Below are 20,777 nucleotides of genomic sequence, written 5' to 3' on the forward strand. Positions count from 1 at the left end.
GGAGTACGACTGCCGGGCAGTGCTGGTCAGGTTGTTGAACAATCTGAGGTTGTTGAACAATCTAATGTGAAGTGGGCCACTACGTCAAGGGGGTGGCTCCTGGCAGTGGGCGGCGCTCCGGCACGTCACGCGAAGCCTTCGGGCCGGGAACAGCAAATGCCCATGCGTGCAGGACGACTTGGCCCCGCCTTAAGGCCGAGGCGAATCCACCCGCCCCCGTTAGCCGTGACTGTTCACGTGGCGGCGATCAGGCGCGCACCTGTAGGCCGATGGGCTTATCCGACTTGCCGCCCAGTCACAAAGCGATGTACCCGTTGCCTGAAGGCCTCAGGTTTTCGGGGCGCTCCGAGCCCGCTGCTCGCCGCCCCAGCGTTCCAGTGCGTTGATCGCCTCGCGCAGGGTGAGGCCCTTATCGGTCAACGCGTAGGCCCGCGTGTTGTGCCGAAGGGGTAGGCGGGATAATAGGCCGGCGGCCTCGAGCTCACGCAGGCGGGTCGCAAGCATGTTGGTTGGCACTCCCAGGTCGCGCTGCAGATCGCCGTAGCGCTGCGGCCCGTCGAGCAGCCGCTCCACGATAAGCAGGGCCCACCGCGCTCCGACGACGTCGAGGGCCGCGGCGAGGTCGCTCACGCGGTCGGATCGACGTCCGGCTTCATCCAAAACGGCGAATAGTGGTAGCCGTCGGGGTCGTCGAACTGGCGCTGGTACATGAAGGGGTAGTCGTCGGTGTCGCCGATCCGCCCGCCGGCGGCGCGGGCGCGTTCGATGAGCCCGTCCACTGCCTCCCGGCTGCCGAGGTCGAAGGAGACGGTGACCTTCGAGGGGGTGTCCGGCCCGCCGACCAGCTCTTCAGCGCCACCGACGCTCGCGTACATCTCGCGGCTGCCGAGCATGACGTACTGCTCGGGCGCGATCGCGAAGCAGGACACATTGTGGTCTGACATCTCGGTGTTGAGGTTCCAGCCAAGGGCGGTATAAAAGGCTGTGGAGCGCTCGACGTTCTCAACCGGGCAGGTGATGAAAAGGCTCATGACGCCATACTTGCATTTTGCAAGTATGGCGTCAAGACCCAGCCGCACTTTGCAACTTGCAACCGTAGCAGCCGGGCAGCCGTCGGCAACTATCAGCCCTGGCCGCGGAAGCTGCCCTCCGCTGACGGATCGGAGGAGAAAAGGCGAACCTCCGCTTTTGTCCCTCCGCGCACGGTGAGCAGGGTCGAGTCCCGCCATATTTCCCGGGCGCACCTATAGGCAACGCAACGGTTCCGGGGCGTGCTCTCAGCGCGCGGGGATCTCCGGGTACTGCTCCCGCGCGGCCCACGCGCTGCTCGTGGATATATTCCCCCGGATCGCCCACCGGCCCACGGCAGCGGCAGCCCCCACGGTTGCCCACAAACCCAGCAACCCCGGGTGCCAGCCCAGTCCCAGCAACCCGCCCAGCCCCCAAAAGACCAGGGTGGGCGCGGCAAAAAATGCACCGACATGGATCCACTGGCGCCGCACGGGACGGAGCAGGAAGGCCAATACCCACGCGAGCGGAGCGCCCGCCAAAAGGGCGGTCCCATAACCGTAAAAGAGCGCCAGCGGCACGACTCCCCAGCCTGTCCACGCGTCGGTCCCGGAGCGGAAGGCTGTGACCACGTGGGATATGGCGATGATGGTGGCCAACAGGCCCACCCACAGAGTGGTGGTGATCAGCCAGCCCTTGATGAAGGCAGGCGCCTGCAGGACCACCTGCTCTTTCGCCGGCCCCGGCACGTCCCCCCACGTCATGCCCCTAGCCTAGTGCCGGGCTTCAGCCTTCCGAATGGGTCCGCACGTCTGCGCTGGCTTCCGCCTTGTAACCCAGGTTCCTGGAGACGGCCCTGGCTGCCGCGCGCACCGCCGGGGCCAGGACGTTCGGGGGTGTGGCACCGTCCGGCACCACAATGGACAGCGCCGCCACCACGGTGCCTTGGGCGTCGAAGACCGGCGAGGCCACCGACACCGTGGTGGACGGCAAGGTCCGGCGGATCATGGCAATGCCCGTCCGGCGCACGTCGGACAATGTCCGGCGAACCTGCCCCTCCGGCATAACCGCCACGCCGGGTTCGAGTTCAGGTGGTTTGCGCAGCATGGTTTCCTGGAACTGCTGGTCAGCGCCGGCCAGCAGCACCAGCCCGATGGCCGTGGTCCGCAGCGGGGCCCGCCCGCCAACCCGGTAGGCCACCTCGGTAGCATCCTTTCCGGACAGCCGCTCGATCAGCACCGCCTGTTCGTTGTCCCGCACTGCCAGCAGCACGTGGTGCCGGGTGACCTCAAAAAGGTCCTCCAGGTAAGGCAAAGCGATTTCGCGTACCCCGTGCCCCCGCGGCGACAGGGATGCCACTTCCCAAAGCCTGACCCCCACAACGTACCGGCCGTCGTCGAGCCTCTCCAGCGCGCCCCACGCCACCAGGCGGGCGATCAGCCGCAGCGCTGTGGGGGCCGGCATGTCCGCGTGGCGCGCCAGCTCCGACAGTGTCAGCGCCCGGCGCCGGTCCGAAAAGACAGCGAGCAGGCTCAGGGCGCGGTCCACCACCGGTTCGCCCTGCTTGGGCCGCTTGCCGCGGGCGGGAGGAGCGTCTGAATCCGGAGGGACTGCCATGGCCGCCTTCGATGCTGGGGGATACGTGAGCTGTCCCACAATACTATTCCAACCAATGAAAGCTCCCTGTGGTGAAGATGCTGCGGGAACGGAAGCTGGAACTCCCAGCACCCCACGCCCAGGAGCCTGCCGCATGACCGCCACCAGTCTCGACGCCGACGTCGAACACGCCCTTTCCACGCTGCCGCTTGAAGACAAGGTTGCGCTGATCAGCGGCGACGGGCTCTGGTCCACCCGCGCGGACGCCCGGCTGGGACTGCCGCGGGTGATCGTGTCGGACGGTCCCGTGGGCGTGCGCGGGCACAGGGAGAACGAACAGCACGGCTCGGCCAACTTCCCGTCCGGAACCGGGCTGGCGGCGTCGTGGGACCGGAACCTCCTGGAGCGCATCGGACGCCAGCTCGCCGCCGAAGCCCGCCGCGCGGAGGTGGATGTGGTCCTGGGCCCCACCATCAACCTGCACCGTTCACCCCTGGCCGGCCGCAACTTCGAGTGCTATTCGGAGGATCCGCTGCTGACCGGCGACCTGGCCGCCGCGTACGTGACCGGCATCCAGTCCCTGGGGATCGGTGCCTGCCCGAAGCATTTTGTAGCCAACGAGGCCGAAACTGACCGGACGAAAGTGAACAACGTGCTCGCGGCCCGAACCCTTCGCGAGGCCTACCTGGCGCCGTTCGAAAATGTGGTCCGGAACGCGCGGCCGTGGATGGTCATGGCCGCGTACAACGGCGTCAACGGTGCGCCCATGACCGAGAACGCGCTGGTGGCGGAGCCGCTGAAGGGGGAGTGGGGCTTCGACGGTGCCGTGGTCTCCGACTGGCACGCCGTGTATTCCACCACCGGATCGGCGCTTGCGGCCACGGACCTGGCCATGCCCGGACCGGAGAAGCTGTGGGGTGCGGCGCTGGTTGAGGCCGTCCGGGGCGGGCAGGTCGCGGAGGCGGAGATCGACCGGAAAATCCGCCGCCTGCTGACGCTGGGCCGCAGGGTCACCGCCGGCCGGAACCAAGCGATTAACCCGTCCGACGCCGGTCCGCTGGCCCGGGCGACCGCCGCTGCAGGGACGGTCCTGCTGGAGAACCGGGACGGCATGCTGCCCTTGCGGCCGGCAGGGCCCACCTCGATCGCACTGATCGGGCCGGCAGCACTGGACCCCCGCACGCAGGGCGGCGGCAGCGCCTCGGTGTATCCCGACTACACGGTTCCACCCGCGGCAGGGCTCCGGAACGCGCTGGGCGAAGGCGTCCGGGTCACCACCACGCAGGGTGCCTGGCTCGCCGATGGCCTCCGCGAACCCCGGCCCGGTGAGTGCACCTTTGATGGCGCACCCGTGCAGCTGCGCTGGCTGGACGCTGCCGGTGCCGTCCTGGAAACGCAGGCAGGCCGGCTGACCACGCTGACGCGGGGCCGGACCGGCGTCCCCGCCGGGGCGGCCGCCGTCGAACTTTCCACCCTGTTCACCCCGCACCTGTCCGGGAGCTGGCAACTCGGCTACAAGGGGATCGGCCTGGGCGAGGTGACGGTGGACGGCGTTCCCGTAGCCACCGCCGATTCCAGGGACCGTGCCGGCAACCTCGAGGAGGTGCTCATTGGCGCCCCTGACGTCAGCGGCCCCGTTGAACTGACGGCGGGCACGGCCATCCACGTGGCCCTCCGCTTCACCTGGGCCGGCGACTTTATGCTGTTCCGCGTGGGGCTGGGTGTGGCCGAGCCCCGCCTCTCGCAGGACGCGGAAATTGCCGCCGCCGTGCAGGCCGCCCGGGAGGCTGAGGTGGCCGTGGTGATGGTGGGGACTTCCGGCGCCGTGGAAAGTGAGGGCTTCGACAGGACCTCCCTCCGGCTTCCCGGCGCCCAGGATGAATTGGTGGCCGCGGTGATCGCAGCCAATCCGCGCACCGTGGTGGTGGTAAATGCGGGCGCCCCGGTGGAAATGCCCTGGCGCCATGACGCGGCGGCGGTGCTGCTGGTCTGGTTCCCGGGCATGGAAATGGGCAACGCCCTGGCGGATGTTCTGCTGGGCGCAGTGGAGCCCGGCGGGCACCTGCCCACCACCTGGCCCGCGCTGCTGGCGGACGCGCCCGTCACCACTACCGCCCCCCGGGACGGCGAACTGGCTTATACGGAAGGAGTGCACCTGGGCCATCGCGGCTGGGCCCGGCAGGAGCCAGCCCCCGCGTACTGGTTCGGCCATGGGCTGTCCTACACCACGTTCGCCGTGTCCGCCTTTTCGCTGCGGCACGCGGGCGCCGGTGTTTCCGCTGTCCTCACCGTTAAGAACACCGGCACCAGGGCCGGCAAATACGTGGCGCAGGTTTACGCCTCGGCGCCCGGCTCCGAGGTTGACCGGCCGGCGTTCTGGCTGGCCGGTTTCGGGACCGTTCAGCTCGCCGCCGGGGAATCGGCCGACCTTGAGGTGCTCCTGCCCGTCCGGAGTTTCGAGTACTGGGACGAGGAAACGGGCTGGGTGCTGGAACCGACCCTGTTCCAGCTGGCCCCGGCCTCCGACGCCGGTCAGGCCGCCGGCGCCCTGGCCGGACCTCTGGCCGCCCACTGGGACGGGGCCATCGCATGACCCGCCCACTGGGACGGGGACCATCGCATGACCCGCCCGCCCGCGCTGCGTGGCGTTGCACGAAGCACCGTGCCGCGCCCGCCCCGGCGCCTCGCCCTGGTTTTAGACCCGGCACCCAGCCTTTCGTTGCCGCCGCCGGCGGCAACCGGACCACAGCACCCGCAAGGAGCACCCCATGACGCACAGCGACACGGCTGTCCAGCCGTCCTTGAATGACCCGTCCTTGAATGACCCGGCCCTGAATGACCCGGCCCGCCCCGGCGGGGCCCCGGTCCCGCCGTTCCCCGTCTTTGACGCCCCCGGAATCCCGGTGGAGGTGTCGGACGTTTCCGCGGTGCACAGCGAAGTGACCTACGCCCGCATCCTCGGCTTCCGGTCCCTGAAAATGGACATCTGGCTGCCCCGGCACGCCACCGGCCCTGTACCGCTGGTGCTGTGGGTGCACGGCGGCGCCTTCCAACTGGGGGACCGGCGGGAACTGCCGCCCACGTTCGCCCCGGACTCGGTGTTCCGGCTGCTCAACGAGGCAGGCCTTGCCTGCGCCACGGTGGACTACCGGCACAGCCTCGAAGCACCGTTCCCTGCCCAGCTCCACGACCTCAAAGCCGCCGTCCGGTACCTCCGCGCCTTCGCCGGGGACCTGGGGGTGGATCCCGGCCGGTTCGGCGCCTGGGGCGAATCCGCCGGTGGGCACCTGGTGGCGCTGCTGGGCCTCACCGGCGACCGGGAGGACCTGCACGGCGGCCTTGGTGCGCAGGGGCACTCAAGCGCCGTGCACGCCGTCGTCGATTTTTACGGCGTCTCCTCGCTGGTGGACATCCCGCCCATGAACATGCCGGCCGGAATGTTCCCGGCGGCCCTGACCGCTGCCGTGCCGCCGGGCATGTCCCTGCAGCCCGAACAGATGCTGGTGGGCGGCTCCGCCGACCCGGCACTGCTGGCCGCTGCCAGCCCGGTCAGCTACGTGACCGCGGATGCAGCGCCGTTCCTGTTGGTCCACGGCGACAGTGACGGCCTGGTGCCGCATTCCCAGACGGACCTCCTGGCGGCTGCGCTCGCCGGCGCCGGGGTGGAGCACGAGGTGGTCACGGTCCAGGGTGGTGACCACTGCTTCTTCGGCGCCGAGGACCAGTTGGACGCCATCCTGGCCAACGCGGTGTCCTACTTCTCCCGGAAGCTCGGCCGGCAGTGACGGTGCCTGAGCCGTCGCGCCAACCGGAGACTGACACCGGCCCGGCGCCCGATGCAGGCTTCGCCCAATACCTGGCCTCGCCGGCCGGGCCCCTGGTCCTGGACTCCGGCGCGCTGCGGCCGGCCGGGCCGGACGTCCCCATCCGCACAGTCACCGCCGAAGGCAGGCACGGCCCCGTCAACATCCGGATCTACGGCCATCCTGCCGGCTCCGGCGCCGCCGGGCTGGTGTGGCTGCACGGCGGCGGGTTCGTCAGCGGCACCGTGGACATGCCGGAATCCGACTACCTCGCCCGGGTTTTAGCGGCGGCCGGCACCCCGGTGCTGTCAGTGGATTACCGGCTGGCACGCGATGGTGTGTGCTTCCCCGTCCCGCATGATGACGCGCTGGCCGGCTGGTTCTGGGCGCGCCGGAACGCCGAAAGCCTGGGCCTGGCCCCGGAGCTTCTGTGCCTGGGCGGTGCCGGCGCCGGTGGCAACCTGGCGGTTGGGGCTGCGCTGTACCTGGTGGATGCAGGCAAACCGCTGCCCGCCAAGCTCCTGCTCGCGTACCCGTTCCTGCATCCGGACCTGCCCGCCCCGGCCGGCGGGCTGGCCGCGGACGTGATGGCCGGGCTGCCGCGCCAACTGCGGTTCACCCTGGAGGACTGCATCCGGACCGCCGAGAACTACGTGGGCGGACCGGTGAGCATGGCACCGTCCTACGCGATGCCCGGCTACGCGGACCCCACGGGACTTCCACCCACTGCGCTGCTGGCCTGCGAGTTTGACGATGCCCGCGGTTCCGCCGAGGTGTTTGCCGCCGCCTTGGAACAGGCAGGCGTTCCGGTGTCCTATTTCCTGGCCCGCGGCGCCGTCCATGGCCACCTCAACCATGCGGCAGGTCTCCCCGAAGGCAGACCGGCGCTGGATTTCCTGGCTGCGGAACTGGCCCTGGCGGGCGCAGCGTGAGCCCGTCCGCCGCCAGAACCCCTGTGATCCCGGGGTTCTTTCCCGACCCCACCGTCTGCCGGGTGGGCGGGGACTACTACCTGGCCTCCTCAAGCTTCGAATACTTTCCCGGGGCGCCTGTCTTCCACAGCCGCGACCTCGTGGCGTGGGAGCAGGTGGGCAACATCCTGACCCGCCGCACCCAGTTCGCCGCGGGTGACCGCAGTGGGTCCGGCGGGATCTTCGGTTCAACGCTCCGCCACCACAACGGGCAGTTCTGGTTCATCACCACAAACATGAGTGACTTCGGCGGCGGCCACCTGCTGTTCCGTGCCACAGACCCGGCAGGGCCCTGGAGCGAGCCTGTCCAGATCGCCGGGACGCTGGGGATCGACCCGGACATCGCCTGGGACCAGGCCGGAAACTGCTACCTCACCTGGGTGGGTTTTGGCCCGGGTCCCGAAGCGTCGGGCATCGTCCAGGCCCGTCTCGACACTGCCGGCGGGCACCTGCTCGAAGCTCCCCGGAAGGTCTGGCAGGGCACCGGACTGGCGTTCCCCGAAGGTCCGCACCTCTACCAGGTGGGGGACTGGTGGTACCTGATGCTGGCCGAAGGCGGCACCGAGCGGGGCCACGCGGTGTCCATCAGCCGCAGCACCTCACCTGCCGGGCCGTTCGAAGCCTGTCCCGGCAACCCCATCCTGAGCCACCGCAGCCTTGACACCCCGGTGCAGAACACCGGGCATGCGGACCTTGTGCAAAAGCCGGACGGGACCTGGGCTGCGGTCTACCTGGGCGTCCGGACCGGCGGGGCCAGCCCGGGATACCACGTCCTGGGCCGGGAAACGTTCCTTTCCGGCGTCACCTGGCAGGACGGTTGGCCCGGTTTCGACCAGGCCGGCTACCAGGTTCCGGCGTCGGACCATTCGTTTGTGGAGGACTTCGCCGCACCGGAACTGCACCCGCGCTGGGTATCACCGGGCGACGAACCGGCAGCGTTCACATCCCGCCCGGCGGCGGACGGCGGCCTGGAGTTGGCTGCCGGCGGGCCGGACAGCCCGCGACTGCTGGCAACCCGCCTCCGGGATGCGGACTGGACCTGCCGCGCCGCGTTCCGTGCCGTTGATGCCGGCGCCGAACTGGTGCTGCGGATCGACAGCAGGCACTGGTACGCGGTCCGGCTGGGGCAGGGCCTGGTGCAGGCCGTCGCCCGGATCGGGCCCCTCACGCAGGAACTCGCGACGGCGGTCCCCCACCCGGGTGAAGCCCTGCAGTTGGAGATAAGCTCCGCGCCGCCCGCCCGGGCCGGGCAGCCCGGCCAAAACGTCGGACCCGACGAAGTGGTCCTCGGCTTCCGGCAGGCAGGACACCTCACCGAGCTGGCCAGGCTGGATGGCCGCTATCTTTCCACCGAGGTGGCCGGCGGCTTCACGGGCAGGGTCATTGGTGTGTCCGCGCTGGGCGGGCCGGCGGTTCTTGACCGGTTCGAGTATCTGTCCGCGGCTGCTGCGCCCGGAACCTGATCCACTGGCCTGCAGCCGGCGGGGTGCCGGCTGCCTGCCTGCAGGCAGCCGGTGGCGTGCTTCGTGACCGGATGCTGTCACGAACTGGCGGCCGGTGCCCGGCAGTGGCACCATAATTTGATGCTTGAGGCAACTAAATCCCCGTCCCGACCCGAAGAGGGACCCCTGAACCCCGCGTTGGCGGCCGAAGCCAAAATCGCCAGGATCGCGGTCACCGTGTTCCCGCTCCTGGTGGTGGCCGCCGGCCTGGCCGGTTTTTTTGCCCCGGGGGCCTTCAAGCCCATGGCGCCCAGTGTCCCGTACCTGCTGGGCATCATCATGTTCTGCATGGGCCTCACCCTGACGCCGCCGGACTTCGCTGCGGTGATCCGCCGCCCCTGGGCCGTGGCGCTGGGGATCGTGGCCCACTACGTGATCATGCCGGGTGCCGGCTGGCTGATTGCCACGGCCCTGAACCTGAGCCCCGAACTGGCGGTGGGCCTGATCCTGGTGGGCTGCGCACCGTCCGGCACCGCCTCGAATGTGATGGCTTTCCTCGCCAAGGGCGATGTGGCGCTTTCGGTGGCCGTGGCGTCGGTGTCCACCCTCATCGCCCCGATCGTCACCCCGCTGCTGGTCTTGTTCCTGGCCGGCTCCTACCTCCAGATCGATGCCGGCAGCATGGTCCTGGATATCCTGAAGACGGTGCTGCTGCCGGTGGTCGCCGGGCTGCTGGCCCGGTTGCTGCTCAGGAAAGCCGTGGCGAAGGTCCTCCCCGCACTGCCCTGGGCGTCCGCCGTCGTAATTTCACTGATTGTTGCCATTGTGGTGGCGGGCAGCGCGGACAAGATCGTGGCCGCGGGCGGGATCGTGTTCCTTGCTGTGGTGCTGCATAACGGCTTCGGACTGGGGCTGGGCTACCTCGCCGGCAAGGTGGGCAGGCTCGATGCGCGGGCCCGCCGCGCCCTGGCGTTCGAGGTGGGAATGCAGAACTCCGGCCTCGCCGCCACGCTTGCCACCGCCCATTTCGGGGCCCTGGCCGCCCTGCCATCCGCCGTCTTCTCGCTGTGGCACAACGTTTCCGGCGCTGTTGTGGCTGCCTGGCTGGCGCGGCGTCCGCTGCCGGACCCGCAGGCCTGACCAAACAACGGACGACGGCGGCCTGCGCCGGCGGTGCCGACGCTGCGGGACGGACGGGGTAGGGGTGACAGGTACTGGGTGCTGGTAGAGGCGCGGGCCCAGCCGATGAGCATGTTGTTGTGTGTAGCGTTTAAGGTACCCTCACCGGGCAGTTTTGCGGGCGGGTCTTATGGGAATCCTGTTTCCGTAAGAATGGCGCGGATTTTGATGAGCGGTATTTGGGGCTTCGCGGCGGCCGGTGGAGGACCGACTAACGGGCGTACACAGCCAGCCGTCGCCGGTCTCAATCCGGTCTACTCCATACTTCTAAACTGGTTGTATTTTCAGTTTCGATTCCAGTATGGTTGGAAAGTGTCTTCCAATGAGGTCTACCCACGTTCACCGCTTGCTCTCGCCTTGGTGGAGCTGAGGCATCCAGCCTCCGAACCGCTGACAGTGCCAGCCCTGAGCGCCATCAAAAAGGCGCTATCTTCCGTTACGCCGATCCAGCGCCGGGAAGACTCGGTGACCTTGAATATACAAACTGGAACTCAGGAAGTCGCATCTGTCCCTAAATTTGTCTCGCGGGATCAGCAGACGGCTGTCACTTTTCGTCCGGATGCGGTGGTTGTCGAAACGACAAAGTACAAGAGTTATGAGAGCTTTCGCTCCCTGCTAGAGACTGCAGCAACGGCTCGGCATGGCGTGGATTCTCTGGATGCCATCGAGAGGGTAGGTCTTCGATACGTCGACGAGATACGCGCACCCGAAGATGGCAGCATTTCCTGGGAAGACTGGGTATCACCCAAGCTCCTCGGGCCAGGAGTTCCTGCGTCTCTGCCGGGACTTTCAATAGTGCAGCAGCAGGGAGTCACCGTATTCGAGTCCGGGACGCCGGGCGACTCTCTGACGCTGCGCTATGGTCCATTAGTAGGCCAAGCTGTAGGTAGTTCCCCGAACCTTGTACGGCCCGGAGTGTTCGGGGGAGCATTCTTCCTCATAGACATTGATGGTGCGTGGACTCCACCGACCGGCGTAATCCCCGAATTTGATGTCGAAGACATTCTGCGGGTGTGCGACCGGCTACACAGCCCGATCAAGGACGTTTTTGAATCATTGATCTCAGAAAAACTAAGAAATGAGGTGCTTCGCAATGACGGCTAGCGTTGTTCCGGCGTTGTCATCGACAGGCGGAAAATCATTCCTCCCATCCATCGATGAAACGTCCAGTACGAGCAAGAGCGTTCGCGAACTGAATGGCGATGCCGCCGTGATTCGTGCCCAGGCGGGGGATCTCCATTCAACCTCGACGAGCCTCCACCATAGAACCCGGGACTATGCACTTTCACTTTCACGGAATGACTGGGGCCGGAAATCGCCGGCGGATCTCCTAGCACATCTGTCGGAACTGGGATTCGCCTGGCGAGACATTGCTCGCATGGTCGGGGTCAGCGTTCCCGCGATCCAGAAATGGCGTCGCGGCGAGCGTATTACGGGGGATAACCGGGCACGGCTCACTCAACTGCTGGCTGTCCTTCAGATGGTTACTGACGAATACCTTATATCGGACCCTGCTTCCTGGTTTGAGATGCCCATCGTGGACGGTGTAGCCGTCACTCCGATTGATCTATATGTCGCTGGCAGCGTTGAATTGCTTCTGGATTGGGCCAGTCACCACGAGGTTGATTCAACTGTTGTCCTAGATAAGTTCGACGCCGATTGGCGACAAACGCACGTGGATGACAATTTTGAGACATTTGTGGCGGAAGATGGAGAGCTGTCCATCCGCCCACGACATATGAGTTGAGGAGATAATCAGCCGGTGAGTTCTCCCCAGCTTGAAACCCCCAGTAGCGTCGACGCCCTCTACTACGCTCAAGGCGATGACGTTGATGTTAACCGCCCCGTATTCACTGGGGACGTGTTTGCTCCGCATTGGAGCCCAGGAGGTGACGAGGCCGCGGAGACAGATGCCTTCATCGTGCTGCAGCATCCATGTGCCCTCAGAGTTGGCGGGGTTGATCTGGTCGATCCCATTCTCTGTGCGCGCGTCTCCCAGGTTCAGGGCATCCGCACCGACTGGGCGAAGGCACCGGTGCGCCAAATGCCTCTACCCAATCTTTTTGCGGACAACAGGCCGTTTGCCGCGAGTTTCACTGAACTACTGTTAGCTAAACGGGCAGACTTGGATATAAACAGGCGGGCGGCCGTGCTCTCCCAGCTGGGGGTAAATCTGCTACTTCAACGGTGGGTGCACCACAACAGCCGCGTTGTCGTCCCAACAATGACGTACAACATACAAACAACCGGCGAGTTCGAAGAGGCTGATCTAGCGGCAGAGTGGTGCGCCGAACGTGGGTCCAACGCTGAAGCAAAGTTCCATGAGTGGATAAGAGATGTCAGCCCGGGAACGGCGCTGACGAGACAGCAACAGCTCAGAGACCCCCAGACCAGGGCTGCGATACGACGGGCCATGACCGCCAACCTGCGGGGACTCAGAGGTTGAGTTTTGTCTGTGACATTGTTGCTCCCGTAGAACGCGTCTGACGGATCAGCCGTTGGCAGGACAATGATGATGGCTGCGGGGACGCGGCTTACTGCGTACGGGATTTGAGCGCCCGCTGAAGGATCCCTCACAGGGCGCGCGGCAGCGACATCCCAGCTGACATCAGCGCTATGGGGGCGGATAGAAGCCTTTTAGGCTCGGCGGGCGTTGTGGTGGACCAGCTTTTCAGGCTTGGCAGGCGTTGTGGTGGACCAGCCTCTTGACTGTGATGACTGTGGCGGGGATTAGAAGTCCTGCACTGCAAACCAGCTGGACGACGGTGGTGTTGATGTTCCCGGCCCCTGGCCAGGGGACGTAGCCAAAGCGGTTACCGCCATATTCAACAAACTCAGTGATTGAGGTAGCGACGCCGAACAGCGCCAGAAGTGCCAAGGCTACCCAGACAAGGCTGCTGAGACGAATAGTCACGGGCGCGTTGGAGGGTTGGGGTGTAGCCGGTGATGCGTTCATCTTCTTGCCCTTTCGTTGGTGCTTCCTGCTCCAGATGAGGTCCGCGGGCAGGCCCCGGAGCGCACGACTAGCTATTGCCCGGTTAATTGCTCCTGGTGAGAGTGCCCGCTGCTGTCCGTCCGCTAGCTGCTCGTAGATATCAGAGAGAAGTTCTTGACGTCTTTCATGCGCCACGTTCGCCGGAACGAAGCTTGTGTAGAAGTCGACCCACCGGAGGACTGCCGACATGGTTCTCGAAGTCGGGATGTCGTATAGAGCGGTCATGGCTGAACCGGGCGCAGGGTAGTTATCGGGCGCGGTGCCGTGGCCGGAGCGGGGTGGGAAGCGTGGAGAGCGGCGACTCCCTTGGATGAAATGCGGTAGTGGCGTCGGCGCGGCCGACGTTCAGTCTCTGCAATCTCAGGATCTTCCCACTCGGTTTCCAGTAGGCCGGCGTCGGCCATGCGCGCCAGTGCCTTGTAGAGGGTGCCATGGCCCGTCAGTGACTTTCCACCATCTCCAGACAGAGCACTCGCAAGCGCAAATCCGTACATGGGTTTGCGGTCTAACTCGGCTTTCTTAGCGATTTCCAGGACGCGAAGTTCCAAAGGAAGTAGCATCCCTGCTTTTCGTCGCGGCATGCTGAAAGAATAGGAAGATACCTTCCTTAAGTCAATGACTTGCCTACCTGTTGATATCTCCCGCAACCCGCTTCGTCCGAAATCTTTAGCCTCACGCCTACAACGGTGCCGGCGTCCGGTGAAGGATCCCTTGCCGGGCGTCCAACTACGCAGCATATGTACTTGCGGTTGTCTTCAATCGGGAATGAGCAGCCACGCTGTCATCACCTCAACGGATAGATTGGAGTACGTCGAAATTTGGGGGACAGATCGTGAAGGCAAGAGACAAAGTTCTTATCGTTTCGTTAGTTTCCATCTCATGCTTGAGCGCCTGCGTAGCGCTACCAAGCACGACGCCGGACACGCCAGTGACCATCGATTCCGCTGATCCGGGACGTAAAGCAGCCATCTACGAGGGGCCGGAACAAGAGTCGGAACAGCAAGCCCTACTTCAGGGAAAGCTAGATCGTGATTCCAAGGGGTGCCTAGTTGGAAAAATGGATGACGGCACCCAGACCGTACTGATCTTTCCGACGGAGTCCACCCCGACCAAGGAAGGCGTGAAGCTTCCGACAGGGGAACAAATTGCAGTCGGAGATTCCGTCTCTTTCGGGGGCGGACACACCCAGTCGTCACAGGTAGCAGAGGAATGCTCTGCCTCGGCAGAACCATTCTTGATTATGAGCGTTACTTCGTAAGCCAACCTTTTCAGGGCCACCGTGAGCTGCCCGGTTGAGGATCCTTCACCGGACGCGGCAGCGTCCCAGACCGGGGCTACTTAGACTCAAGGATGATGGTCTCAGTGGTCGCGTCTTCGACTGCAGGCTTCCCGTAGATCAAGTGCATACCGGGACTATGGCTCTAGTTGATCCTCTTTGGACGTATGGTGATCCTCCCAGCGAAGGAAAACCTCGAAGGGATTTCCTCCGGCCTTACTTGTTGCCCACTCGATAACGTCAGTGACCTCTCCGGCGTCCGCGACGTCCCATTCATCCACGAGCCATGAGAAATTCACGGCCGGCGGTGGAAACCAGAGACGCACTCTAAAGACCGGAGATGAATCGCTGCCTCCGACGGAATCATCCGGATCTGCTCGCACAGTACGCATGGGCCCGAGCCTACGCCGCACAGCCGGACCTTGGTGCCGCATTTGAACCAATCACGCATGCTGGGCACCCTCCGCCCGCTATTAGGGGTTGTCCCGGTGTTCCTTCTCGTTGCTGAAATAGAACAGTCCAAGTGCGGGGATCATGATCAATCCAATGATCAACACTGTCCAGTTACCTTGACTTATCAGAAGGAAGATTCCTGTGGCAATGATGGCGATTAAGACAAATAGGCTAACCAAGCTGTGCGTTCTTCCGCGATCGCGGTAAGTCCATGTCTGGCCTTTTTTGGGGAACATGATTTCTCCTAGCCTTGCTTCCTGGATGACTGCATCATAGTGCTGTCGCGCCCAGTGAAGGATGGTCTTCGGGCGCGTGGCAAGAAGCCGGGCCCCCGGCCACCGGAATCCGGATGCCACAACGAATAGAGTTCCATTCATGGCAATCTGGGACACGGCCGACGAGCTGAACGACCCGCTGGACTTCCTCCTAATCCAGAACGGATTCATCACACTGTTTCATCGACAGGAGGTCCTCAGCGAGACGATTTCGTGGCTACGCAACCATAGCTACAAAGTGGTTCGGGTTGACTCTGCTGCGTGGCGGTCACAGGCAGATCTCCACCGAGACATCGGCCAGGTTCTTGATTTCCCCGAATACTACGGCTCGAATCTCGATGCGCTCAACGACTGCCTCAGTGATGTTGCTGTGCAATCGTACGGATGGGACGCAGCCGACACCGGACTGGTTCTGGTGCTTGACGGGTATGAAACCTTCGCGGATCAAGATCCGGTAAGCGCCCATCTCCTCCTAGACATTTTCGCCAAACAGGCGACCTACGCCGCCCTATTCGGACACCGAATGATGTGTCTCATCAAAACAGAGGACCCCGAACTGCGCATACCTCCGGTTGGGGGCACCCCCGTTTCTTGGAATCACCGTGAATCCTTGAGCGCCCGGTAAAGGATCCCCTCGCGGGCTGCCCGATGCGCCAAACAGCGCGGTGAAAACGCCGCCATTTACTGCTAAAAGCCACATCGGGGGCGGAACCAGAGTGATTAGAGGCTCGCACCCTTTTTAGGTGACAGGAGAAAATGTTTGGCCGCCACCCGATGGCCGGGGCCGGGGGCAGGGCCTTTACCCAACCGTAAAGGCCCGGTCCGGACAACCTCTTTCATTGAGTGAAACCAACGGGCGCCGGCAAGGCGCTGATGCCGCAAAGTTGAGTCAGGACGTGGCCCGCAACACAGGGCCCGCAGGACAGGACGGCGCGGTACACACATGGAGTCGACGACGACGGCAGGCCGGGTCATAAAGGGCCTCGAGTTTGCCCGTCCCGAGGGGGCGGCGCCGCTGCTGCTGGACCTTCACCTTCCGGCGGAGGCGCAGATCGGCGGCAGCAGCCCTGCCATCGTCCACTTCCACGGTGGCGGCTGGCGGACCGGCGAACGGTCCTCCCTGGGCCCGTCAGTGGACGGCACCGGCATCAACCCGATCGGCGCCCTGGTGGCGGCCGGTTTTGTGGTGGCCTCCGCGGACTACCGCCTCAGCGGGACCGCCGTCTTCCCCGCCCAGCTGCAGGACGCCAAAGCCGCCGTCCGCTGGCTGCGGACCAACGCCGCCGCCTATGGTGTGGACCCGGACCGGATCTACGCCTGGGGTGACTCCGCCGGCGGGCACCTGGCGAGCCTCGTGGGGCTCACTCCCGGCGGCAACACTGCGGACGAAGCGCGGGTCGCTGCCGTCGCCGCGTGGTACCCACCCACCGATTTGGTGAAGATGGGCAGCCAGGCCCTGCCTGACGCCGTGGCCAGTGCCGACGATCCAGGCTCCCGCGAGGCGCTCCTGCTCGGCGCCCAACCCGCCGACGCGCCGGAGAAAGCCGCTGCAGCCAGCCCGCTCAGCTACGTCCATCGCGACGCCCCGCCGTTTTTCCTGGCCCACGGAACCGCCGACAGGTTCGTTCCGGCCGCCCAGTCCGCCAGCCTCGCCGAAGCGCTGGAAGCCGCGGGCGCCGCCGTCGAACTCCTCCTGATCGACGGGGCCGACCACATGTGGGGCGGCCCGGACGGATCCACCGCCGCAGCCGCCCAGGCCACCGCCGCCACCGTTGACTTTTTCCGCCGCCAGGCGACCCACCACTGAACCAGCACGGCCGGCGACCCGCCCGGCCACACCTGAAAGGCCCCCCATGCATTTCATCGGCATCACCCACCTCGGCACGCCCTGGGCCGCGGCCCTGGCCGGCGCCCGCGTCCTTCCCCTTGCCCCGGTGGCCGACTTCTGGGCCGACCCTACGGGTTGGCAGGACAAGGCCGCCTCCCTGGTGACGGACACGGAAGCGGCCGACGGCGGCACTTTCCTTGAGCGCGCAGTCGTCACCGAAGTGCCTCTGGTCCCGGCCTCTGCCAGGGTCATCTGCGTGGGCCTGAATTACAAAGCCCATGTCGCCGAGGGCAGCTACAAGGACCAGGACCTGCCGCCGTATCCCACTCTGTTCGGGCGCTGGACGGCTTCCCTGTCCGTGGGCAACGTCCCTGTCCCGGTCCCCACCGGCGAAGCAGGCCTGGACTGGGAGGGTGAGGTCGCGGCGTACATCGGCCAGCGGGTGGAGTCCGTGGACGAGGAAACAGCTGCCGGCGCCGTTTTCGGCTACTCCACCTTCAACGACATCACCTCCCGAACCGCCCAGAAGCTCACCTCGCAGTGGACCCTTGGCAAAAACGGCGACTTCAGCGGCCCGCTGGGCCCGCTGGTGAGCCGCGATGAGGTGGGCGACCTGCGGGACGGCCTCCAGGTCCGCACCCGCGTCAACGGTGTGGAGGCCCAGAACGGCAACACCCGGGACATGATCTTCTCCGTGCCGGCCATCATCGCCCTGATCAGCCAAACGTTCACCCTGCATCCGGGCGATGTCATAGCCACCGGAACGCCGGAGGGTGTGGGCTATGCCCGCACACCGCAGTGGCTGCTCCAGCCCGGCGACACCGTTGAAGTGGAAATCGACAAGCTCGGCACCCTCACCACCCCCGTGGGCGACGTGTCCCTGCGGAGCCGTGCCTGATGGCTGACACGCCCATTGCCACCCCGGCCGGCCGGGCCGCCATGGCCGGGCTGCCGGGGGAGGTGCAGGTCCTCATTTCCGGCGGCGGCCCCAGCGGACTCTTCCTGGCCCTGGACCTTGCCGGCCGCGGCATCCCCAGCCTGGTGATCGAGCCCCGGGACGCCGTGGACCACACCCGGCCCCGGGCCAAAACCACCAATGCCCGCACCATGACGCACTTACGCCGCCTGGGCCTGGCGGACGCCGTCCGCGCCGCCGCGCCCCTTCCCGTTGGGTACTCCCAGGATGTCGCGTTCTGCACCGGCCTCACCGGGCCCGCCGCCTATGAGCTGCGCCGGTTCCGCAACGCCTTCCAGCTGGTCCCCGGGCGGTACGGCCCGCAGCCTGAGGCGGGCCAGCAGATCCCGCAGCCTGCACTTGAGGAAGTCCTGCGCGCCGCAGCCGGCCGGCATCCGCTGATCACCTTGGCCTACGGCCTCACTGTGCAGCATGTCGAGGGGGCGCACGCGCCGCACTCCGTGCTGGTCGCGACCCCTGCAGGTGAGCAACGAACCGTCGTGGCCAACTACGTCATCGGGGCCGACGGCGGCACCTCCGCAGTACGCCGCAGCCTGGGGATCCGCCTGGCGGGCGGGTCCGCGGCGCTGTCCAACATCAGCGTCCTGTTCCGCTCCAGGCAGCTGGCCGGCGCCGTGGCGCTGGAACCGGCAGTCCATTACTGGGTGGTGGGTCAGGACGCCTCGGGCATGGTGGGTCCCATGGACCTGGCCAACACGTGGTGGGCCATCGTCCAGGGCGTGGATCCCGACGTTTCGGTGGACGACGCCGCCGCGGAAAAACTGGTCCATTCCCTGGTCGGCGCCGAAGTGGATGTGGAAGTCCTGGCCACCGACCCCTGGACGGCCCGGATGCTCCTGGCACCGGACTACAGCCTCGGCAACATCTTCCTGGTGGGCGACGCCGCCCACCTGAACCCGCCCTGGGGCGGCCACGGCTTCAACACCTGCATCGGCGACGCCGCCAACCTCGCCTGGAAACTGGCCGCCTCGATCAACGGCTGGGCCGGGCCCGGCCTCCTGCCCAGCTACGGCGCTGAACGCCGCCCGGTTGCTGCCCGGACCATCAGCGATGCCGCCGCCAACGGCCAGGCCCTGGCGTACCACTTCGCTGATCCGGCTCTGGCGGCGGCGGGCCCGGCCGGGGATGCCGCCCGTGCCGCAGCCCACCAGGCCCTCGCCGTGAAGCAGAGCGAGTTTGATTCCCTGGGCCTGGTGCTGGGCTACTCGTACGCGGGCTCGCCGGTGGTGGTCCCGGATGGCCTGCCCATCCCGCCGGATGACCCCATCAGCTATGTCCCGTCCGCCAGTCCCGGCGCGCTGCTGCCGCACACCTGGCTGGCCGATGCCACCTCGGTGTACAGCAGCCTGGGCATCGGCTTCACCTTGCTGGCCGACGCCGGCACCTTGGCCGGGGTGCCGGAAACCGACGTTTTCGCCCCGGTCCTGGCAGCGGCCGCCCGGCAGGGCATTCCGGTGACCGTTGCCGCCGTCGGCCCGTCCGACGACGGGACCGCCATGGCCGAACTTTGGGGCGCGGGCGCGGTGCTGGTCCGGCCCGACCAGCACGTGGCCTGGCGCGGGAACGCCGCAGAAGCCGCCGCGGCCGCCCTGTCCGTCGCGGCCGGTTGGACCGCCGACGCCGCTGCAACATCCCCCAACGACTCCAGGAGTGCCCGTGTCGACGCCGTCCTTCCGTGATTTCCTGTACGCCCCGGACCACCCACGGGTGGCGGCCATCAGGGGGCTGGACGCCCGCGGGTACGCCGAGGCGGCCACGCGGGATTCCTTCGCCGGGCCCATGATCGAGGGCTGGAAAAAGCTCTACCCCCGGCCGTTCCGCGGGATCACCAGTGACGGCGTGATGCAAGAAGGCCTGTTTCCGTTGGCCCCCGCCCGGCCCGGCGAAGAGGCGCCCACCGCGCAGATGGTGGCAGCGGCCGGGAAACTCCTGGCCGTGGTGAGTGATCAGCAGGCCGGGAAGCTCCGCTACGCCGTGGACGCGGTGGAGTGGCAGAGCTGGGCCAACCCCGAGTTTATGCAGCACGATACCGGGCTCCGGCTGGACGAACTGGACGCCCCCGTCCGGGATGCCGCACTGGCCCTGGTGGAAGCCACGCTCAGCCCGGAAGGCTTCGAGTTGGTGCGCGGGCTGATGCGGATCAACGGCTTCCTGGGCGACCTGGTGGAGCTGCCCCTGCTGATGAACGAGTTCAGCTACAACTTCTCCCTCTTCGGCGAACCGTCCGGGACGGAGCCGTGGGGGTGGCAGCTTTTTGGCCACCACGCGGCCGTGAACGCTTTGGTGGCAGGCACCCAGCTGGTCATCTCGCCGGTGTTCCTCGGCGCCGAACCGGACCTGATCGACGCCGGCCCGCACCGCGGCGTCCAGGTGTTCAAGGAGCGGATCGGGCTGGCCCGGCAGCTGATGGAAGCCTTGCCCGCTGAGCTACGCGACGCGGCCACGGTCTATGCGGCCATGGTTGACCCTGCCATGCCTGAGGGCCGGCTCCACTCCGGCGACGAGCGGCACCTTGGCGGCTGCTTCCAGGACAACCGGGTGATCCCGTACGAGGGGATCAAGGTCTCCGCCATGCCCACCGAAGCCCTCGAAGTGCTGGATGCCTTGGTGGCGGATTTCCTGGTGTACCTGCCGGCCGGGCCGCGTGCCGCCCGGCTCCGGGAGATCCGCAGTCATTACAGTGAGACCTTCTTCAGCTGGATCGGCGGCTGGGAGGGTGCGGAGGCGTTTTACCTGCGCGTGCAGAGTCCGGTGGTAATCCTGGAGCTTGACCATCACACCGGGGTGTTCCTGGACAATGACGAGCCGGCGCCATTCCACATGCACACGGTGGTCCGGACCCCCAACGGAAACGACTACGGCCGCGGGCTGGTCAAGCAGGCCCTGACCCCTTAAACCCAACTGACTCGCAGTTGTTGTCGTTTTGGGGGCTCAAAACGACAACAACTGCGAGTCAGTTGGGTGGGGGCACCGCG

Annotated in this window: 21 protein-coding genes; 14 read left to right on the top strand and 7 right to left on the bottom strand. The window is 66.2% G+C overall.

Annotation, left to right across the window (positions count from 1 at the left end):
* Positions 1 to 327 precede the first annotated feature (327 nt).
* The 4 genes from ACRB8A_RS01800 to ACRB8A_RS01815 all read right to left on the bottom strand — a co-directional run bounded on the left by ACRB8A_RS01800 (position 328) and on the right by ACRB8A_RS01815 (position 2,625).
* Positions 328 to 630 (bottom strand): winged helix-turn-helix transcriptional regulator, encoded by a 303-nt coding sequence (locus ACRB8A_RS01800; protein WP_056601540.1) that lies wholly within the window; start codon positions 628 to 630, stop codon positions 328 to 330.
* Positions 627 to 1,031, bottom strand: coding sequence for a VOC family protein (locus ACRB8A_RS01805; protein WP_285241100.1), 405 nt, complete (start codon positions 1,029 to 1,031; stop codon positions 627 to 629). The genes ACRB8A_RS01800 and ACRB8A_RS01805 overlap by 4 nt, the downstream gene beginning before the upstream one ends.
* 246 nt (positions 1,032 to 1,277) lie before the next feature.
* Entirely contained in the window at positions 1,278 to 1,772 is a 495-nt protein-coding gene (locus ACRB8A_RS01810) for a hypothetical protein (protein WP_432245446.1), read from the bottom strand.
* 22 nt (positions 1,773 to 1,794) lie between these two features.
* A complete protein-coding gene (locus tag ACRB8A_RS01815) occupies positions 1,795 to 2,625 on the bottom strand; it encodes an IclR family transcriptional regulator (protein WP_082178172.1) in 831 nt (276 codons plus the stop codon).
* A 133-nt stretch (positions 2,626 to 2,758) separates the two neighbouring features.
* On the opposite strand from ACRB8A_RS01815, the gene ACRB8A_RS01820 reads away from it, so the two are divergent.
* The 8 genes from ACRB8A_RS01820 to ACRB8A_RS01855 all read left to right on the top strand — a co-directional run bounded on the left by ACRB8A_RS01820 (position 2,759) and on the right by ACRB8A_RS01855 (position 12,445).
* Positions 2,759 to 5,197: a beta-glucosidase family protein gene (locus ACRB8A_RS01820; RefSeq protein ID WP_082484586.1), complete on the top strand. Its 2,439-nt coding sequence runs from the start codon at positions 2,759 to 2,761 to the stop codon at positions 5,195 to 5,197.
* A gap of 175 nt (positions 5,198 to 5,372) precedes the next feature.
* The gene (locus ACRB8A_RS01825) at positions 5,373 to 6,389 is read left to right on the top strand and encodes an alpha/beta hydrolase fold domain-containing protein (protein WP_432245447.1); all 1,017 of its coding nucleotides are present in this window, start codon (positions 5,373 to 5,375) and stop codon (positions 6,387 to 6,389) included.
* Complete coding sequence (locus ACRB8A_RS01830; protein ID WP_432245448.1) at positions 6,386 to 7,339, top strand: alpha/beta hydrolase fold domain-containing protein; 954 nt, start codon at positions 6,386 to 6,388, stop codon at positions 7,337 to 7,339. Before ACRB8A_RS01825 ends, ACRB8A_RS01830 begins: the two co-directional genes overlap by 4 nt.
* The gene (locus ACRB8A_RS01835) at positions 7,336 to 8,841 is read left to right on the top strand and encodes a family 43 glycosylhydrolase (RefSeq protein ID WP_432245449.1); all 1,506 of its coding nucleotides are present in this window, start codon (positions 7,336 to 7,338) and stop codon (positions 8,839 to 8,841) included. The genes ACRB8A_RS01830 and ACRB8A_RS01835 overlap by 4 nt, the downstream gene beginning before the upstream one ends.
* 120 nt (positions 8,842 to 8,961) lie before the next feature.
* Positions 8,962 to 9,960 carry a bile acid:sodium symporter family protein gene (locus ACRB8A_RS01840; protein WP_432245450.1) on the top strand — a complete coding sequence of 333 codons (999 nt, stop codon included), beginning with the start codon at positions 8,962 to 8,964 and terminating at the stop codon, positions 9,958 to 9,960.
* A 351-nt stretch (positions 9,961 to 10,311) separates the two neighbouring features.
* Complete coding sequence (locus ACRB8A_RS01845) at positions 10,312 to 11,103, top strand: TIGR04255 family protein (RefSeq protein ID WP_432245451.1); 792 nt, start codon at positions 10,312 to 10,314, stop codon at positions 11,101 to 11,103.
* On the top strand, positions 11,093 to 11,746 hold the full coding sequence (locus ACRB8A_RS01850; RefSeq protein ID WP_432245452.1) for a hypothetical protein: 654 nt from the start codon (positions 11,093 to 11,095) through the stop codon (positions 11,744 to 11,746). Before ACRB8A_RS01845 ends, ACRB8A_RS01850 begins: the two co-directional genes overlap by 11 nt.
* Before the next feature lie 15 nt (positions 11,747 to 11,761).
* On the top strand, positions 11,762 to 12,445 hold the full coding sequence (locus ACRB8A_RS01855) for a hypothetical protein (protein WP_432245453.1): 684 nt from the start codon (positions 11,762 to 11,764) through the stop codon (positions 12,443 to 12,445).
* Positions 12,446 to 12,670: 225 nt separating this feature from the next.
* Here ACRB8A_RS01855 and ACRB8A_RS01860 read toward each other — a convergent pair whose 3' ends face one another.
* Both ACRB8A_RS01860 and ACRB8A_RS01865 read right to left on the bottom strand, forming a co-directional pair.
* Positions 12,671 to 13,219, bottom strand: coding sequence for a hypothetical protein (locus ACRB8A_RS01860; protein WP_432245454.1), 549 nt, complete (start codon positions 13,217 to 13,219; stop codon positions 12,671 to 12,673).
* Positions 13,216 to 13,731 (bottom strand): PadR family transcriptional regulator, encoded by a 516-nt coding sequence (locus ACRB8A_RS01865; RefSeq protein ID WP_432245455.1) that lies wholly within the window; start codon positions 13,729 to 13,731, stop codon positions 13,216 to 13,218. Before ACRB8A_RS01865 ends, ACRB8A_RS01860 begins: the two co-directional genes overlap by 4 nt.
* Before the next feature lie 191 nt (positions 13,732 to 13,922).
* Between ACRB8A_RS01865 and ACRB8A_RS01870 the strand changes: the two genes are divergently transcribed.
* A complete protein-coding gene (locus ACRB8A_RS01870) occupies positions 13,923 to 14,252 on the top strand; it encodes a hypothetical protein (protein WP_432245456.1) in 330 nt (109 codons plus the stop codon).
* Between the two features lie 491 nt (positions 14,253 to 14,743).
* On the opposite strand, the gene ACRB8A_RS01875 is transcribed toward ACRB8A_RS01870, so the two are convergent.
* The gene (locus tag ACRB8A_RS01875; RefSeq protein WP_432245457.1) at positions 14,744 to 15,079 is read right to left on the bottom strand and encodes a hypothetical protein; all 336 of its coding nucleotides are present in this window, start codon (positions 15,077 to 15,079) and stop codon (positions 14,744 to 14,746) included.
* A 19-nt stretch (positions 15,080 to 15,098) separates the two neighbouring features.
* Between ACRB8A_RS01875 and ACRB8A_RS01880 the strand changes: the two genes are divergently transcribed.
* The 5 genes from ACRB8A_RS01880 to ACRB8A_RS01900 all read left to right on the top strand — a co-directional run bounded on the left by ACRB8A_RS01880 (position 15,099) and on the right by ACRB8A_RS01900 (position 20,697).
* Positions 15,099 to 15,623: a barstar family protein gene (locus ACRB8A_RS01880; RefSeq protein WP_432245458.1), complete on the top strand. Its 525-nt coding sequence runs from the start codon at positions 15,099 to 15,101 to the stop codon at positions 15,621 to 15,623.
* Between the two features lie 318 nt (positions 15,624 to 15,941).
* Complete coding sequence (locus ACRB8A_RS01885) at positions 15,942 to 16,805, top strand: alpha/beta hydrolase fold domain-containing protein (protein WP_432245459.1); 864 nt, start codon at positions 15,942 to 15,944, stop codon at positions 16,803 to 16,805.
* A 46-nt stretch (positions 16,806 to 16,851) separates the two neighbouring features.
* On the top strand, positions 16,852 to 17,724 hold the full coding sequence (locus tag ACRB8A_RS01890) for a fumarylacetoacetate hydrolase family protein (protein WP_432245460.1): 873 nt from the start codon (positions 16,852 to 16,854) through the stop codon (positions 17,722 to 17,724).
* Positions 17,724 to 19,481: an FAD-dependent monooxygenase gene (locus ACRB8A_RS01895; RefSeq protein WP_432245461.1), complete on the top strand. Its 1,758-nt coding sequence runs from the start codon at positions 17,724 to 17,726 to the stop codon at positions 19,479 to 19,481. Before ACRB8A_RS01890 ends, ACRB8A_RS01895 begins: the two co-directional genes overlap by 1 nt.
* Positions 19,459 to 20,697, top strand: a complete 1,239-nt coding sequence (locus ACRB8A_RS01900) for a DUF3500 domain-containing protein (RefSeq protein WP_050684244.1) — start codon at positions 19,459 to 19,461, stop codon at positions 20,695 to 20,697. Before ACRB8A_RS01895 ends, ACRB8A_RS01900 begins: the two co-directional genes overlap by 23 nt.
* Positions 20,698 to 20,777 lie beyond the last annotated feature (80 nt).

Source organism: Arthrobacter sp. G.S.26, from assembly GCF_050847375.1.
Classification (GTDB): Bacteria; Actinomycetota; Actinomycetes; order Actinomycetales; family Micrococcaceae; genus Arthrobacter.

What these genes read in the sequence shown, in the direction of transcription:
- ACRB8A_RS01805 (WP_285241100.1), bottom strand. Translation starts at nt 1,031, where the DNA reads ATGAGCCTTTTCATCACCTGCCCGGTTGAGAACGTCGAGCGCTCCACA.
- ACRB8A_RS01810 (WP_432245446.1), bottom strand. Translation starts at nt 1,772, where the DNA reads ATGACGTGGGGGGACGTGCCGGGGCCGGCGAAAGAGCAGGTGGTCCTG.
- ACRB8A_RS01815 (WP_082178172.1), bottom strand. Translation starts at nt 2,625, where the DNA reads ATGGCAGTCCCTCCGGATTCAGACGCTCCTCCCGCCCGCGGCAAGCGG.
- ACRB8A_RS01820 (WP_082484586.1), top strand. Translation starts at nt 2,759, where the DNA reads ATGACCGCCACCAGTCTCGACGCCGACGTCGAACACGCCCTTTCCACG.
- ACRB8A_RS01825 (WP_432245447.1), top strand. Translation starts at nt 5,373, where the DNA reads ATGACGCACAGCGACACGGCTGTCCAGCCGTCCTTGAATGACCCGTCC.
- ACRB8A_RS01840 (WP_432245450.1), top strand. Translation starts at nt 8,962, where the DNA reads ATGCTTGAGGCAACTAAATCCCCGTCCCGACCCGAAGAGGGACCCCTG.
- ACRB8A_RS01850 (WP_432245452.1), top strand. Translation starts at nt 11,093, where the DNA reads ATGACGGCTAGCGTTGTTCCGGCGTTGTCATCGACAGGCGGAAAATCA.
- ACRB8A_RS01860 (WP_432245454.1), bottom strand. Translation starts at nt 13,219, where the DNA reads ATGACCGCTCTATACGACATCCCGACTTCGAGAACCATGTCGGCAGTC.
- ACRB8A_RS01865 (WP_432245455.1), bottom strand. Translation starts at nt 13,731, where the DNA reads ATGCTGCGTAGTTGGACGCCCGGCAAGGGATCCTTCACCGGACGCCGG.
- ACRB8A_RS01880 (WP_432245458.1), top strand. Translation starts at nt 15,099, where the DNA reads ATGGCAATCTGGGACACGGCCGACGAGCTGAACGACCCGCTGGACTTC.
- ACRB8A_RS01885 (WP_432245459.1), top strand. Translation starts at nt 15,942, where the DNA reads ATGGAGTCGACGACGACGGCAGGCCGGGTCATAAAGGGCCTCGAGTTT.
- ACRB8A_RS01890 (WP_432245460.1), top strand. Translation starts at nt 16,852, where the DNA reads ATGCATTTCATCGGCATCACCCACCTCGGCACGCCCTGGGCCGCGGCC.
- ACRB8A_RS01895 (WP_432245461.1), top strand. Translation starts at nt 17,724, where the DNA reads ATGGCTGACACGCCCATTGCCACCCCGGCCGGCCGGGCCGCCATGGCC.